General features: G+C 56.3%; 16 protein-coding genes. 12 read left to right on the top strand and 4 right to left on the bottom strand.

Annotation, left to right across the window (positions count from 1 at the left end; genetic code table 11):
* Position 1 precedes the first annotated feature (1 nt).
* The 6 genes from RAC65_RS19780 to speG are packed head-to-tail and all read left to right on the top strand — an operon-like array spanning position 2 to position 5,535.
* Positions 2-1,576: an ABC transporter substrate-binding protein gene (locus RAC65_RS19780; RefSeq protein WP_033739429.1), complete on the top strand. Its 1,575-nt coding sequence runs from the start codon at positions 2-4 to the stop codon at positions 1,574-1,576.
* Entirely contained in the window at positions 1,576-2,628 is a 1,053-nt protein-coding gene (locus RAC65_RS19775) for an ABC transporter permease (RefSeq protein WP_039340107.1), read from the top strand. Before RAC65_RS19780 ends, RAC65_RS19775 begins: the two co-directional genes overlap by 1 nt.
* Positions 2,625-3,482, top strand: coding sequence for an ABC transporter permease (locus RAC65_RS19770; RefSeq protein ID WP_054633264.1), 858 nt, complete (start codon positions 2,625-2,627; stop codon positions 3,480-3,482). The genes RAC65_RS19775 and RAC65_RS19770 overlap by 4 nt, the downstream gene beginning before the upstream one ends.
* On the top strand, positions 3,472-4,299 hold the full coding sequence (locus RAC65_RS19765) for an ABC transporter ATP-binding protein (protein WP_058702299.1): 828 nt from the start codon (positions 3,472-3,474) through the stop codon (positions 4,297-4,299). The genes RAC65_RS19770 and RAC65_RS19765 overlap by 11 nt, the downstream gene beginning before the upstream one ends.
* Positions 4,292-4,975, top strand: a complete 684-nt coding sequence (locus RAC65_RS19760) for an ABC transporter ATP-binding protein (protein ID WP_054633263.1) — start codon at positions 4,292-4,294, stop codon at positions 4,973-4,975. Before RAC65_RS19765 ends, RAC65_RS19760 begins: the two co-directional genes overlap by 8 nt.
* A 14-nt stretch (positions 4,976-4,989) precedes the next feature.
* Entirely contained in the window at positions 4,990-5,535 is a 546-nt protein-coding gene (gene speG / locus RAC65_RS19755) for a spermidine N1-acetyltransferase (RefSeq protein ID WP_006120674.1), read from the top strand.
* On the opposite strand, the gene RAC65_RS19750 is transcribed toward speG, so the two are convergent.
* The 4 genes from RAC65_RS19750 to RAC65_RS19735 form a co-directional block, all read right to left on the bottom strand.
* The gene (locus RAC65_RS19750; protein ID WP_006120675.1) at positions 5,536-5,955 is read right to left on the bottom strand and encodes a hypothetical protein; all 420 of its coding nucleotides are present in this window, start codon (positions 5,953-5,955) and stop codon (positions 5,536-5,538) included.
* A 96-nt stretch (positions 5,956-6,051) separates the two neighbouring features.
* Positions 6,052-6,987, bottom strand: coding sequence for a homocysteine S-methyltransferase (mmuM, locus tag RAC65_RS19745; RefSeq protein WP_039340112.1), 936 nt, complete (start codon positions 6,985-6,987; stop codon positions 6,052-6,054).
* A complete protein-coding gene (mmuP, locus tag RAC65_RS19740) occupies positions 6,977-8,383 on the bottom strand; it encodes an S-methylmethionine permease (RefSeq protein WP_006120677.1) in 1,407 nt (468 codons plus the stop codon). The genes mmuM and mmuP overlap by 11 nt, the downstream gene beginning before the upstream one ends.
* 137 nt (positions 8,384-8,520) lie before the next feature.
* Complete coding sequence (locus RAC65_RS19735; RefSeq protein WP_006120678.1) at positions 8,521-8,856, bottom strand: DUF2002 family protein; 336 nt, start codon at positions 8,854-8,856, stop codon at positions 8,521-8,523.
* A 151-nt stretch (positions 8,857-9,007) separates the two neighbouring features.
* Here RAC65_RS19735 and RAC65_RS19730 point away from each other — a divergent pair, with 151 nt between their 5' ends.
* From RAC65_RS19730 to RAC65_RS19705, 6 genes are all read left to right on the top strand, one after another.
* Positions 9,008-9,325 carry a DUF883 family protein gene (locus RAC65_RS19730; protein WP_033739441.1) on the top strand — a complete coding sequence of 106 codons (318 nt, stop codon included), beginning with the start codon at positions 9,008-9,010 and terminating at the stop codon, positions 9,323-9,325.
* A gap of 292 nt (positions 9,326-9,617) precedes the next feature.
* Positions 9,618-9,860 carry a redoxin NrdH gene (locus tag RAC65_RS19725; protein ID WP_006120680.1) on the top strand — a complete coding sequence of 81 codons (243 nt, stop codon included), beginning with the start codon at positions 9,618-9,620 and terminating at the stop codon, positions 9,858-9,860.
* Between the two features lie 4 nt (positions 9,861-9,864).
* Positions 9,865-10,269: a class Ib ribonucleoside-diphosphate reductase assembly flavoprotein NrdI gene (gene nrdI / locus RAC65_RS19720; RefSeq protein ID WP_006120681.1), complete on the top strand. Its 405-nt coding sequence runs from the start codon at positions 9,865-9,867 to the stop codon at positions 10,267-10,269.
* Entirely contained in the window at positions 10,248-12,386 is a 2,139-nt protein-coding gene (gene nrdE / locus RAC65_RS19715; RefSeq protein WP_263757603.1) for a class 1b ribonucleoside-diphosphate reductase subunit alpha, read from the top strand. The genes nrdI and nrdE overlap by 22 nt, the downstream gene beginning before the upstream one ends.
* Before the next feature lie 10 nt (positions 12,387-12,396).
* The gene (gene nrdF / locus RAC65_RS19710) at positions 12,397-13,356 is read left to right on the top strand and encodes a class 1b ribonucleoside-diphosphate reductase subunit beta (protein WP_006120682.1); all 960 of its coding nucleotides are present in this window, start codon (positions 12,397-12,399) and stop codon (positions 13,354-13,356) included.
* Between the two features lie 456 nt (positions 13,357-13,812).
* Entirely contained in the window at positions 13,813-15,012 is a 1,200-nt protein-coding gene (locus tag RAC65_RS19705; RefSeq protein ID WP_375097064.1) for an MFS transporter, read from the top strand.
* Positions 15,013-15,093: the final 81 nt, after the last annotated feature.

The following is a 15,093-nucleotide window of genomic DNA, read 5'->3' as shown; positions in this document are numbered from 1 at the left end:
CATGAAAAAAATAATTCCATCATTACTGGCCTTGTCACTGGCCACCGCATTCAGCGTTAACGCCGCCACACCAAAAGATACCCTGGTCGTCGTACAGTCAACAGACGATGCAGACAGCTTTGATCCGGCGAAAGGGTTTGAACTGACCAGCGTGCAAGCGTTTACCAACATTTATCAGCGCCTGGTGCAGTCGGATCCACAAAACCCCACAGATTTAAAACCGACCCTGGCGACATCCTGGCAGCCAGGTAGCGATAACCGCAGCCTGACGTTTGCATTGCGTAAAGACGCCAAATTCGCCAGCGGCAATCCCCTGCGCCCGGAAGATGTGATCTTCTCGCTGGGGCGCGTGGTGAAACTGAATCTGGATCCTTCCTTTATTCTGACCCAGCTCGGCTGGAACAAAGATAATGTGGATGGCTTCCTGAAAAAGGTTGATGACAACCATGTGCAGATTAGCTGGACGGCGAACGTCAGCCCGGCTTACGTTCTTAGCCTGCTGTCCGCACCGGTTTCCTCCATCGTCGATGAAAAAACTGTCAGCGCGCACGCCGAAAAAGGCGATTTCGGTAACGGCTGGCTGGCCACCAACTCTGCCGGTAGCGGCCCTTACCAGATTCGTAAAGTGGTGATGCATCAGGCCGTCATCCTGACCGCCAACCCGACGTCACCGGCCGGCGCGCCGAAGATTAAAAATATTCTGATCAAAAATGTGCCGGAACCGGCGGCCCGCCGGTTGCTGCTTGAGCAAGGCGACGCTGACATCGCCCGTAACCTGGGGGCAGACCAGATTGCCTCGCTGCAGGGCAAAAGCGGTGTGAAAACCGACGCGATTCCGATGGCCTCGCTGTATTACATCCAGTTCAACATCGGCAACAAAAACAATCCGGCGTTAAAAAACCCGGCCTTCTGGGAAGCGGCACGCTACCTGTTCGACTATAAAGGCATTGCCGGACAGCTGCTGAAAGGGCAGTTCGATGTGCACCAGACGTTTCTGCCGAAAGGTTTTCTGGGTGCCTTAAACGACAACCCGTACAGTTACGATCCGGAAAAAGCGAAAGCGATCCTGAAAAAAGCCGGCCTGACGAATGTCAGCTTTACCCTGTCCACCAGCAATCAGCCCCCGTATCTGGATATTGCCCAGGCCCTGCAGGGCAGCTTTGCTAAAGGCGGCGTAAAAGTGGAAGTGTTGCCGGGACTGAGCTCTGAAGTTTCTACCCGCGTCAAAGCGCATAACTACGAAGGCACGATCAACGCCTGGGGCGCAGACTACTTTGATCCGAATACCAACGCCTCGTCGTTCGCCTACAACCCGGAAGATGGCAGCAAGACGATTGCTTACCGTTCTGACTGGCATATTCCAGAGCTGAATAAGCAGGTGCTGGCTGCAACCGCGGAAAGCGATCCGAAAAAACGCGTTGAACTTTACCAGGCGATGCAACGTGAAGTGCTGAAAAGCTCGCCTTATGTTATTGGACTGCAGGCGAAAAACCTTATCGCCCTGCGCGATAACCTTAAAGGCTACGTTCAGGGCATTAACCCGGACATGGTTTACTATTCGCAGGTTACTAAGTAATGGCACACTCTGCCTCTTCTGCCGGGTCCGCCCGGCATTTTTGGCGGCGCGCTGGCCGCCTTTCATCAGGCTTACTGTCACTGGTAATCACTCTGTCAGGATTGCTGGCGTTTACCTTTATGCTGTCGCATCTCTCGCCGATCGATCCGGTACAGCAAATCGCGGGCGATCATGCCAGTGAAGCGACCTATGCGCAGGTTCGTCACGATCTCGGGCTGGATCAACCGGTACTGATGCAGTTCTGGCACTACATTGCGCATCTGATGCGCGGCGACCTCGGCGTTTCGCGTCTGACGAATCAGCCCGTCAGCAGCGACCTGTTGCAGACGTTTCCGGCCACCATTGAGCTGGCCACCTGCGCAATGATTTTTGCCGTGATCTTTGGCGTTTCACTGGCGTTGCTGGCCGCCTGGAAACCCGGCAGCGTGATCGATAACGTGGCACGCTTTATCTCTCTGTTGGGTTACTCCGTGCCGGTCTTCTGGCTGGGCCTGCTGGGCTTATTGCTGTTTTATGCGGTGCTGCACTGGTCTGCCGGACCGGGACGGCTGGATGATATCTGGGCCTATACGCTGGAGCCGAAAACCGGCTTTGTGCTGATTGACAGCTGGCTGTCGGGCGACCGGGAAATTTTCTGGAACGCGGTGGCCCATCTCTGGTTGCCGGTGGTGATTTTGGGCCTGCTGGCGATGGCGGGCATTACCCGTTTGCTGCGCGCGGCGCTGCTGGAAGAGAGCAGTAAAGAGTACGTGGTGCTGGCGCGGGCAAAAGGCGCGGGCCGGGTGCGGATTCTGCTGCGCCATATCTTCCCGAACGTGCTGGGTACGCTCATTACCGTGATTGCGCTGTCCTATGCCACGCTGCTGGAAGGCTCGGTGCTGACAGAAACCGTGTTTGCCTGGCCTGGTGTAGGGCGCTATATGACCAATGCGCTCTTCTCTGGCGATGTGCCAGCCATTCTGGGGGCCACTCTGTTGATTGGAAGCTGTTTTATTCTGATCAATGCGCTGGCGGACGCCCTCACCTGGTTAACCGATCCGAGAACACGATGACGCAACAACTTACTGAACTTGAAACGGTGCGACCACGACGCAGCCGCCGACGCATCACCTCGTTAACCATCGGGTTAACGCTGGTGGCGATTGTCATTCTGATGGCAGTGCTGGCACCGCTCATCGCGCCTTACGATCCCAATCTGCAAACCATCTCCAGCCGCCTGCTGCCGCCTTCGGCTGCACACTGGTTTGGCACCGATGGCTTTGGCCGCGACCTGCTCTCACGGGTGATCTATGGCGCACGTCCGACGCTGCTGCTGGTATCACTGATTCTGATCCTCACTATCCCGGTGGGCCTGCTGGTGGGCATTACCGCCGGCTATACGGGCGGCTGGACCGAGCGCGTCTTAATGCGCATCACCGATATTTTTCTTTCACTGCCAAACCTGGTGATTGCCCTGGCGCTGGTTTCCATTATGGGACCGGGCCTGATGAACGGTGCGCTGGCGCTGGCGCTGACCAGTTGGCCGCCGTTTGCCCGTCAGGCGCGCGCCGAAACCCTGGCGCTGCGGCGCAGTGACTATCTGGCCGCCGCCCGTATGCAAGGCATTACCGGCTTTCGCCTGATGTTCGGCCATATTCTGCCGCTGTGCCTGCCCACCGCCGTGGTGCGCGCGGCGCTGAGCCTGGGCGGGATTATCCTGGCCGCTGCCGGACTGGGCTTTCTGGGCATGGGCGTGCAACCGCCTACCGCCGAGTGGGGTTCAATGGTTGCGGAAGGCAGTAAGGTGATCTTTGACCAGTGGTGGGTGGCGGCGGCTCCCGGCGCGGCCATTCTGTTTGCCAGCCTGGCGTTTAACCTGACAGGCGATGGCCTGCGTGACCGACTGGATACCCGACATGCAAAATAACATTCTTGTGGAGTCACTCAGCATCCGCAGCGAGGCGGCGACACTGGTCGACAATATCAGTTTCTCCATCGGGCGGGAGCGCGTGGCGCTGGTCGGTGAATCCGGTTCGGGTAAATCGCTGACCGCCCGGACGTTAATGGGCTTACTGTCCCCTGCCCTGCATCTGCAGGCCAGCCAGCTTCAGGTCGCGGGTGAAAATGCCCTGACCCTGAACGAGCGCGGCTGGAGTAAGCTGCGGGGCGAGCGCGTGGCCATGGTCATGCAGGACCCCAAATATGCGCTGAATCCGTCACGGACGATCGGCTGGCAGGTGGAAGAGCCGCTGATTCTGCACCGTCGTCTGAGCCGCGCAGCGCGCAAAGAAAAGGTGTGCGACATGCTGGATGCCGTCGGCCTGCCTAATCCGCGCCAGTTGATGCAGGTTTATCCGCATCAGCTGTCCGGCGGGATGGGACAACGCGTGATGCTGGCCATCGCCCTGATTACCGATCCGGCCTTTTTGATTGCCGACGAGCCGACATCCGCACTGGATCACGCCATGCGCGATCAGGTGCTGTCGCTGATTCGTGAGCTGGTGGAGTCCCGCAACATGGGCCTGCTGCTAATTAGCCATGATCTGCAACAGGTCTCAGAGCACTGCGAGCGCGTGATGGTAATGTACAAAGGTCGCGTGCTGGATACGCTGCCTGCGGCGGATTTGCCGCGCGCAACCCATCCCTACACTCGAACGCTGTGGTCCTGCCGCCCCAGTAAAGCCACGCACGGACAACCACTACCGGTGCTGGACCGCGCAGCGCTGGAGGCTCACCATGATTAATCTGCAACACCTGAGCGTGTCACACAAACAGGGTTACGATCTGCGCACCGTCGTACACGACGTTAACCTGCAGGTTAACGCGGGCGAGTGTTTTGGTCTGGTCGGCCCGTCTGGCTGCGGCAAGTCATCGCTGCTGTGGGTGATGGCCGGACTGAATCCGCACTGGCAGGGGGACATGCAACTGGCAGGGCACAAAGTTCTGCCGGGCAAAAGCTTTACCGGCGCGCTGCGTCAGGAGGTGCAGATGGTGTTTCAGGATCCCTATGCCTCCCTGCATCCCCGCCATCGCCTGCGCCGTACGCTGTCCGAGCCGCTCAACCTGCTGAAACGGGACAACATCGACGATCGTATTCATGAGGGATTTCGCCATGTGGGGCTGGATCCGTCGCTGGCCGATCGCTATCCTCATCAGTTGTCCGGCGGTCAGCGCCAGCGTGTAGCTATCGTGCGCGCCCTGTTGCTGCAGCCCAAAATACTGCTGCTGGATGAGCCAACATCGGCACTGGATATGTCAATCCAGGCTGAGATTCTCAATCTGCTTAACGATCTTAAGCGTCAGGATGGTCTGACGATGGTGCTGGTCAGCCACGATCCCGATGTGATTGATCACATGTGTGACCGTGCCGTCCGGATGGCGCAGGGACGGATCGTTGAGCAGATTGCCGCCTCAGCCTGATGCAAGGAAAAACCATGAGCATCCGACTTCGCCCCTTGGAACGAGAAGATCTTCACTTTGTGCATCAACTGGATAATAACGCCAGCGTCATGCGCTACTGGTTCGAAGAGCCGTATGAAGCCTTCGTGGAATTGTCCGATCTGTACGATAAGCACATTCACGATCAGACCGAACGGCGCTTCGTGGTTGAGCATGAGGGGCAAAAAGCGGGGCTGGTGGAGTTAGTGGAGATTAACCATGTTCACCGCCGCGCTGAATTTCAGATCATCATTGATCCGGCGCATCAGGGCAAAGGTCTGGCCACCCAGGCGGCGAAGCTGGCGATGGATTACGGTTTTTCCGTGCTGAATCTGTATAAGCTCTACCTGATCGTCGATCAGGAAAATGAGAAAGCCATCCACATCTACAGCAAACTGGGCTTTGAGATTGAAGGCGTGCTTAAACACGAATTCTTTATCAATGGCGAATACCGCAACACCATTCGTATGTGCATTTTCCAGCATCAGTATCTGGAACGCCATAAAGCACCGGGCGGTATGGTAAAACCTACCGCCCAGTAATCAGCCGCGTGCGCCGACCGGGTTCATGTAAGGCTTTGGATGCTCGGGTTCCAGGTTATACATGCCCCCGTAGAACGGATCGACCAGCAGCCAGCCGGGGAAGCCCAGCAGTGGAATATTCCCCAGCAGGTACCACAGGTTGGCACGGGCTTCGATCGGCACCGTGACGGGCACGTAGCCCGGACTTTCCAGCATCAGCAAATAGTGCTTTTTACCAAAATAGCGATGGGTGGATTTTTCCAGGATGACGGTTTTTGGCGTATAGCCTTCCGCAACCGGACGACCAGTTTCATCCTGTACGGTAAAACGCGCGCCGGGCGGCTGCGAATCGATCAGAACCGATTGGGTTTCGTTGCCAACAATGGTGGCGCAACCGCTCAGTAGCATCGCGGCAGCGAGAGCCAGAATGTGCTGTTTCATGGCAGGATCCGATAAAAGTCAGGAAGCACAGTGTAAACCGCCCTTCCCACCTTTTCATCCTTCTCAATCGGGCTATCATCGCCCGATTCTGCTGCTTTATTGCGGTTGACAATGGCGGGCAATCGCCGCGATGTCACGGGGCGAGGTGCGGCAGCAGCCGCCAATCAGTCGTGCGCCGGCCTGCTGCCATTCGGCAAATTTGTCATGCAGCGTGCAACCTGAGGGCGCGGAGTGCCAGCTTTTGCTGTTGGCATCGTACTGCTCACCCGAATTGGGATACACCACCAGGGGCTTCTCTGTCAGGCGCTGAAGCTGCTGCAGAGCGGGTGTGACACTGTCCAGCGCGATGCAGTTGATCCCCACGGCAATAACCTGCGGCTGCGCATTCAGGTAGGCCGCAACGTCACGCAGCGGCGTGCCATCGCTGAGGTGTTCCGCATCACGCAGCGTAAAGGAGAACCAGGCACAGCTGTCAGGGAATTCGCGCAGCAGGTTGACCAGCGTCTGCGCTTCGGCAAACGAAGGCAGGGTTTCACAGGCCAGCACATCCACGCCCGCTGCCAGCAAGGCAGCTATCCGGGGGCGATGAAACGCCATCATCTCGGCTTCGGGCAACGTATAGTCGCCGCGATATTCCGACCCGTCCGCCAGAAACGCGCCATAAGGGCCCACCGAGCCTGCTACCAGCAATATCCTGTCGTCTGTCTGCGTCGCCAGGTAATCTGCGCGGGCACGTTGAGCCAGTTCGACGCTTTGTGCGATCAGCGCCAGCGACTGCTGTTCGTTCAAACCGCGTGCCGCAAAGCCTTGTGGCGTCGCCTGATAGCTGGCGGTAATCGCGCAGCGCGCGCCAGCAGCAAAATAGTCATAGTGCACCTGGTAAATCAGCTCAGGATTTTCCATCAGCACTTTCGCGGACCACAACGCATCCGTCAGATCGCAGCCCCGGGCTTCCAGCTCAGTCGCCAGCGCCCCATCCAGAATCAACGGAGCAGTCTGCTGCAGTGCGTGTGATACAGGATTACGCGACATCTCTGGCCTCCTTAGCCTGTGATTTTTTGTGGGTCACATGGTAAGCGCCATAGCAAAACAGCACAAACGGAATTCCGCACCACAGGGCAATGCGCTGTGAGGGATCAAACGCCAGCCCGGCACAGGCCAGCAGGCAGAGTAAAAAGCCCAGAATCGGCGTAAACGGATAGAGTGGCGCGCGGTAAATCAGGTCCGCTGGCGCTTTGCCCTGCTGCACATGGCGGCGACGGAAAACATAGTGCGATGCACAGATGCTGAGCCACACCGCCACGACGGCAAAGCCAGAGATAGCAGACAGCGCCACAAATACGGTGTCCGGCGCGACCACACTGGAAAACAGCGCCAGCAGCCCGCCAATCATGCTGACGGTGATAGCCAGCAGCGGTACGCCACGTTTATTTACCCGGGCGAAGGCGCGCGGCAAGGTGTTTTCATTGGCCAGCGACCACAGCATCCGGCCCGAGGCATACAGGCCCGAGTTCGCCGCTGACAGGATGGCCGTGAGGATAACAAAGTTGATGATATCCGCCGCCCATGGAATACCGATTTTCTCAAACACCAGCACAAACGGGCTTTTGACGATACCGGCCTGATCCATCGGGATCAGCGCCGCCAGCACGAAGACGGTGCCGACAAAGAACAGGATGAGACGAGCGACGGTGGTACGAATAGCCAGCGGCACGACTTTTTGCGGGTTTTCGGTTTCACCGGCGGCAATACCGATTAACTCAGTGCCGGAAAAGGCAAAGTTCACCGCCACCATGGTCATGATGATCGGCAACACACCGTTGGGCAACCAGCCGTGCGCGGTAAGATTGCTCAGTCCGGGTGCTGGCGTACCGTCCTTCATGGGAATAAACCCGAACATGGCTGCACCGCCCAGGACGATAAAGGCGACAATGGTGATGACCTTGATGATGGAAAACCAGAATTCCCCTTCCGCAAAGAAGCGGGTAGAAATCACGTTCAGCAGATAGATGGCAATACAGAAGACCAGGCACCAGATCCAGACCGGCACATGCGGAAACCAGTACTGCATACAGAACCCTGCCGCCGTCAGGCTGGACCCCAGCGCGACGGTCCAGGTCAGCCAGTAGAGCCAGGCCACGGTATAGCCGGTTGCCGGACTCAGATAGCGGGCCGCATAGACGTGGAATGCGCCGGTTTCGGGCATCGCCACGGACAACTCACCCAGGCAGGCCATGACCAGCCAGACCACCAGCGCGCCAATCAGATAAGCCAGCAGCGTACCGGCGGCCCCTGTCGTGGAAATGATGTAGCCGGTGTTAAAAAACAGGCCCGTACCGATCACGCCGCCCAGCGATAACATCACCAGGTGGCGTACTTTCATGGTTCGCTTGAACTGACCCTGCGAAGACGTATTCTGCTCGCTCATAAACCTCATCCGTATGGACGTCTAAACATCTATATGCAGCAGATTTATACGCGTCGTCGCGCCGAAATGCAACGGGCGAAGCGGTAAGGTGCCAGAAAGGCCGGGATCGGCGCCCCGTGATAACGGGGCGGAATGCGTTAGCCAAACACGCTTTGCAGGTAGCGTTCCAGCGCCATTCGCGAACTGAAACCGTGCGGAATACCGTAGTGTTCCTGCGTATCACCGGCCAGGTAGAGAGGGAACTGTGTGTAGTGATCACAGGTTTTCATTTCTGAGGCCGGTTCGGCGAAAGGCTGACTTTTTTCTTTTAACGTCGGGTGGATGACCAGCGCCGTGCGCCCCATGCGCGCTTCGCGATTGACGTAAACATAGTTGTCGCCACGACGATAGCCGTACGCACGGGGGGTAATTTCATCGACTTCAAAGCCCACTTTTTCCAGGACGCGCGCTACCTCATCTGGTCGTAAATACATGCTTGATCCTCTCCTCTTCAAAAGCCACGCAACCTTACATCAGCGTGGCTGTACGGGCATTCGGAATTTTCCCTAAAGGGTCGTCCCGCGCCTCGTTAAGCAAAACGTGGTCTACACTGAGTATTACGTGTTAATGACAAGGGAGCCAAAAATGTTTAATCGAACGCAAAAAAACGATGACATTGATATCAATCAGGATGTTAATGAGTTGGCAGATTCACTTGAAGCCCTGCTGAAGTCTTACGGCAGCGAGGCCAAAGACGAAGTCAATTCTGCGCGCAGTCAGGCTGAAGCCCTGCTTAAGCAAACCCGGGCAAAACTGAACGGCGGCGGTAACCGTGTCACGCAGGTGGCCCGCGATGCCGGCTATCAGGTTGACGCGTATGTCCATGACAAACCCTGGTACGGTGTCGGTATCGGCGCGGCCGTCGGCATTGTGTTAGGCGCACTACTGGTTTCACGCCGCTAACGCTGTTCCACCCCGTTATCATCCGCCTCGCTCACTGAGCGGGGCTTTTTTATGCCTGTTTTTTAATCAATCAGCTTTACAAATTTATTTTTCGGGTGGCAGAGCGCGCCAGGCCTGACTTGCCGCGATAATCGCGATTAACCCTACATATGGTGCTATTGACCGCCATAAATACTACATCTAGTATTCATTTCATTGTCAGCCCACAAGATGTTTGCACGAACGAAGCCTGATTCAGGGATATACACGTCGTTATTCGCAGCAGGACCGCAATGAAAGAGGAATACGAATCATGCGCATTATTATTTACACTAAAAACCACTGTGTCCAGTGTAATGCCACGAAGAATGCACTGGATCGCCACGGCATCGATTACCAACTGATCAATCTGGATACCCAGCCGGACGCAATCGACAGCCTGAAAGCGCTGGGCTATCGCCAGGTGCCCGTGGTGATGACCCATGACGATCACTGGAGTGGCTTTCGTCCTGACAAGATAGCCCGTTTAACCCAAACCACGACCATCGGCGGGTAGTCACATGTTCCCACTGGTCTATTTTTCCAGCCAGTCGGAAAACACCCATCGGTTTATTACCCGTCTGGGCCTGCCCGCGCACCGCATACCGATTGAGAGCAAGCAACCGCTGCATATTCACCAGCCTTATATTCTGGTGGTGCCGAGCTATGGCGGTGGCAGTCATCGCGGCGCCGTGCCCAGACAGGTGATTCAGTTTCTTAATGATGAAGCCAATCGTCGCGGTCTGCGCGGCGTGATCGCGGCCGGTAACCGTAACTTCGGTGAAGGCTACTGCCTGGCGGGCGACATCATTGCTAAGAAATGTCAGGTTCCCTACCTGTATCGGTTTGAACTGATGGGAACGCCGGACGATATCGCCAATGTAAAAGCGGGAGTAACCCAATTTTGGCAACAACAGACACTCTGAACAACGTTGCGCTGGACTACCATGCGCTGAACGCCATGCTGAATCTGTACGACGCCGATGGCCGTATTCAGTTTGAAAAGGATCAGCAGGCGGCGCGACAGTTCCTTATTCAGCACGTGCAACCCAATACGCTGCACTTTGCCAGCGTAGCCGAGCGCCTGCGCTATCTGGTTGCAGAAGGCTACTATGAAGCGGACGTGCTGAATCAGTACGATTTTGACTTCCTGTGTGCCCTGCACGATGAAGCCGACGCATGGGGTTTTGAGTTCAAAACCTTTTTAGGCGCGTGGAAGTACTACACCAGCTACACGCTGAAGACATTTGACGGCAAGCGTTATCTGGAAACCTTTGCGCAGCGTGCCTGTATGGTGGCACTGACGCTGGCACGGGGCGACGAAAGCCTGGCACGCGCAGTGCTGGCGGAAATCCTCAGTGGCCGTTTTCAGCCTGCCACGCCGACGTTCCTTAACTGCGGCAAGCAACAGCGCGGCGAGCTGGTTTCCTGCTTCCTGTTGCGTATTGAAGACAATATGGAATCGATTGGCCGGGCGGTGAATTCCGCCCTGCAGCTGTCCAAACGCGGCGGCGGCGTGGCGTTCCTGTTGTCGAACCTGCGGGAGGCCGGTGCGCCGATTAAGCGCATTGAAAACCAGTCTTCCGGCGTCATTCCGGTCATGAAAATGCTGGAAGATGCGTTCTCCTATGCTAACCAGTTGGGCGCACGTCAGGGAGCAGGCGCAGTCTGGCTCAGTGCTCACCATCCTGACATTTTACGTTTTCTGGATACCAAGCGCGAAAACGCCGACGAGAAAATCCGCATTAAAACCCTGTCGCTGGGCGTGGTGATCCCGGACATCACCTTCCAGCTTGCCAAAGAGAATCAGCCGATGGCGCTGTTCTCGCCCTACGATGTGGAGCGGATCTACGGTCAGGCGTTTGGTGATATCAGCGTCAGTGAGAAATATCACGAGATGCTGGCGGATGACCGCATTCGCAAAACCTATATTCAGCCGCGCGATTTCTTCCAGACGCTGGCGGAAATTCAGTTTGAATCGGGTTATCCCTACATCATGTATGAGGACAGCGTCAACCGCGATAACCCTGTTGCCGGTCGCATTAATATGAGCAACCTCTGTTCAGAGATTTTGCAGGTGAACAGCGCCAGCGAGTTTAATGAAGACCTGAGCTACCGCCGCGTGGGAAAAGACATTTCCTGTAATCTGGGTTCCCTGAATATCGCGCATGCGATGGACTCGGGCAATCTCGCACAGACGGTGGATACGGCAATCCGCGCCCTGACGGCGGTATCAGAGATGAGTGATATTGCGTCCGTGCCTTCCGTTGCAGAAGGTAACCGGCGTTCCCATGCGATCGGCCTGGGCCAGATGAACCTGCATGGCTATCTGGCGCGGGAAGGCATCGTCTATGGTTCCCCGGAAGCACTGGATTTCACTAATCTCTATTTTTACTGTGTGACCTATTATGCGCTGCGCGCCTCGAATCAGCTGGCAAAAGCACGCCAGCAAACCTTCGAGGGTTTTGAGTCCTCGACCTATGCCACCGGCGCTTACTTTGACAAGTATCTGAACGCTGACTGGCAGCCGCGCACCACCCGTATTGCCGCCCTGTTTGCCAAAGCGGGCATTACGCTGCCCGGCCGTGAAGACTGGCTGGCGCTGCGTGAAGCGGTGATGACCTCGGGTTTATACAATCAGAATCTGCAGGCTATCCCGCCCACGGGGTCGATCTCCTACATCAATCACGCCACCTCCAGTATTCATCCGATTGTGTCGCGTATTGAGATCCGCAAAGAGGGTAAAACCGGTCGCGTATACTATCCTGCCCCCTTCATGACCAATGACAATCTGGCGTTTTATGAAGATGCCTACCAGATTGGGCCGGAGGCCATTATTGATACCTACGCTGAGGCAACCCGACATGTGGATCAGGGCCTGTCACTGACCCTGTTCTTCCGGGACGACGTGACCACGCGCGACATCAATAAAGCGCAGATATACGCCTGGAAGAAAGGTATCAAAACGCTCTATTACATTCGACTGCGCCAGATGGCCCTGCAAGGCACCGAAGTGCAGGGCTGCGTCTCCTGTGCACTGTGAGAAACCTGTTATGCAACTTCGACATATTCACGCGATTAACTGGAACCGGATTCAGGATGAGAAAGATCTTGAGGTCTGGAACCGTCTGACAAGCAACTTCTGGTTGCCGGAAAAAATCCCGCTGTCCAATGATTTGCCGGCCTGGCAGACGCTGGACAAGTCACAACAGCAGCTCACCATTCGCGTCTTTACCGGCCTGACGCTGCTGGACACCATTCAGAATGTGCTGGGCGCACCGGGGTTAATGCCCGACGCGCTGACGCCGCATGAGGAGGCGGTGCTGTCGAATATCAGCTTTATGGAGGCGGTGCATGCCCGCTCCTACAGCTCGATTTTTTCGACCTTATGCAATACCAGCGATGTGGATGCGGCGTACCAGTGGAGCGAAGAGAACCAGGCCCTGCAAAATAAAGCCGGGATTATCCTGACCCATTACCGCGCTGACGATCCGTTAAAGAAAAAAATCGCCAGCGTCTTTCTGGAGTCGTTTCTGTTTTATTCGGGCTTCTGGCTGCCGATGTACTGGTCCAGCCGCGGCAAGCTGACCAATACGGCGGATCTGATTCGTTTAATCATCCGCGATGAGGCGGTACACGGCTACTATATCGGCTATAAATACCAGAAAGCGCTTGAGCAGGTCGATGAGGGCCGCCGCGAAGCCTTACAGCAGTTCGCCATCGATCTGCTGCTGGCGCTGTATGAAAATGAAGTGGCCTATACAGAAGCGCTGTACGGCGAAACAGGCTGGGCAGACGAGGTGAAAACCTTCCTGCATTACAACGCCAATAAGGCGTTGATGAATCTGGGCTACGAGGCTCTGTTCCCGGCGGAGCTGACGCAGGTCAATCCGGCCATTCTGGCGGCACTGTCACCCAATGCGGATGAGAACCATGATTTCTTCTCGGGCTCAGGATCGTCTTACGTGATGGGGAAAGCGGTCGAAACCGAAGACGAAGACTGGAATTTTTAAGACGTTGTGTGCCGTGCTGTCAACGGCACGTTTCCCCTTAGCGAAGGGACAGGCGCGCGGCATTTTCACAGCGCGCTGAACCTTCCCTCTCCGTCCGCGGAACGGGTGCCGATCGCGCCACAATAAATGACGGTAACGATTTGGCCGCCGTTGCCAGGGTTAACCAGACCGATATCACTGCTCACGCACTGACCGCTCTCAGCATCGCGCTGCCTTTGGCATGGCGTTGAGAAACCCGTTTATTCCGACGCCAAAACGGGGCGCCGTACCCGGATCCAATCTGACAGAGGGATAAGTCTGTGCCTGCCACGACCCGAGAAATCGCGACCAACAAACCCGACGTAAACGGCTGTCGATCTTTACTGTTACCCGACTATCACATAAACATAGCTATCAAATTATTTTTTAGGTTATTATTAACGCCACATTATTATTCATCTTTGCTACTGACGACCTATGACAACGTCTCACCCTGGTTTATCTTCCGCGCTGGTGGGACTGATGTCCGTTGCCACGGGACTGTGCGTCGCCAGTAATTATTATATTCAGCCTCTGCTGCATACTATCGCCCTTCACTTTCACTTATCCGTCGCATTCGCCGGGTTTATCGTGACCAGCGCGCAACTCGGCTATGCCTGCGGTCTGCTGTTGCTGGTCCCACTTGGCGATATGCTGGAACGGCGTGGACTGATTGTTGCCATGATGGTGCTGGCGGCGCTTGGTATGGTGATCATTGCCCTTTCCTCCTCTTTTCCTGTGTTGTTACTGGGAACGGTACTTACCGGGCTCTTTTCTGTTGCGGCGCAAATTCTGGTACCGCTGGCGGCCACCCTGGCCCGCACGGAAACACGGGGCAAAGTGACCGGCACCGTAATGAGTGGCTTGCTGTTGGGTATTTTGCTGGCGCGCACCGTGGCGGGCGGCCTGGCTCAGTTGGGCGGCTGGCAAACCGTCTACTGGGTCGCCAGCGTCTTAATGCTGTTGATGGCGCTGGCGCTGTGGCGCGCGCTGCCGCGTATTACCCCCTCGGTCTCGTTAAATTATCCGCAGCTGCTGGTTTCCATTTTCAGGCTGTATGCGGCCGACGCTGTTCTGCGCACCCGGGCCTTTACCGGTTGCCTGACGTTTGCCAATTTCAGCATCCTGTGGACCTCAATGGCCTTTCTGCTCTCTTCCGCGCCCTACGGTTATTCGGAAGGGGAGATCGGCTTACTGGGGCTGGTGGGTGCCGCTGGCGCACTGGCGGCCAGAAAAGCCGGGGCGATGGCGGACAAAGGTAAAGCGAAACTGACCACCAGCATGGGCTTGCTGATTATGCTGCTGTCATGGAGCGTGACCGCCTGGGGCACGCAGCATCTTGCAGCTCTGATTATCGGCATTTTGCTGCTGGATCTGGCGGTACAGGGCGTGCATATCACCAATCAGAGCGTGATTTACGCGCGTCAGCCTGATGCCCGTAACCGCCTGAATGCCGGCTATATGACCAGCTACTTTATCGGCGGTGCGCTGGGTTCGCTGCTGTCTGCCAATGCCTATCATTTGGGCGGCTGGCATGGGGTTTGCGCAGCCGGTGCAACACTGACGTTACTGAATTTACTTGTCTGGTGGAGGAATCACCGCTTAGAGCAACCGAATAGCCAGAATAGTGTGATTTAGCCTGTTCAGCCGAGTGTGAGTTTGCTATGGTTGGCCCCAAAGTTATTCACGTCGGTTATTTTTTCTTTCGAAATCATTTGA

The sequence above is a fragment of the Pantoea sp. BS_8 genome (assembly GCF_041954965.1).
Lineage (GTDB): Bacteria > Pseudomonadota > Gammaproteobacteria > Enterobacterales > Enterobacteriaceae > Pantoea > Pantoea stewartii.
Note: the sequence above shows the minus strand (reverse complement) of the source record. Positions and strands in the feature narration are given on the sequence as shown.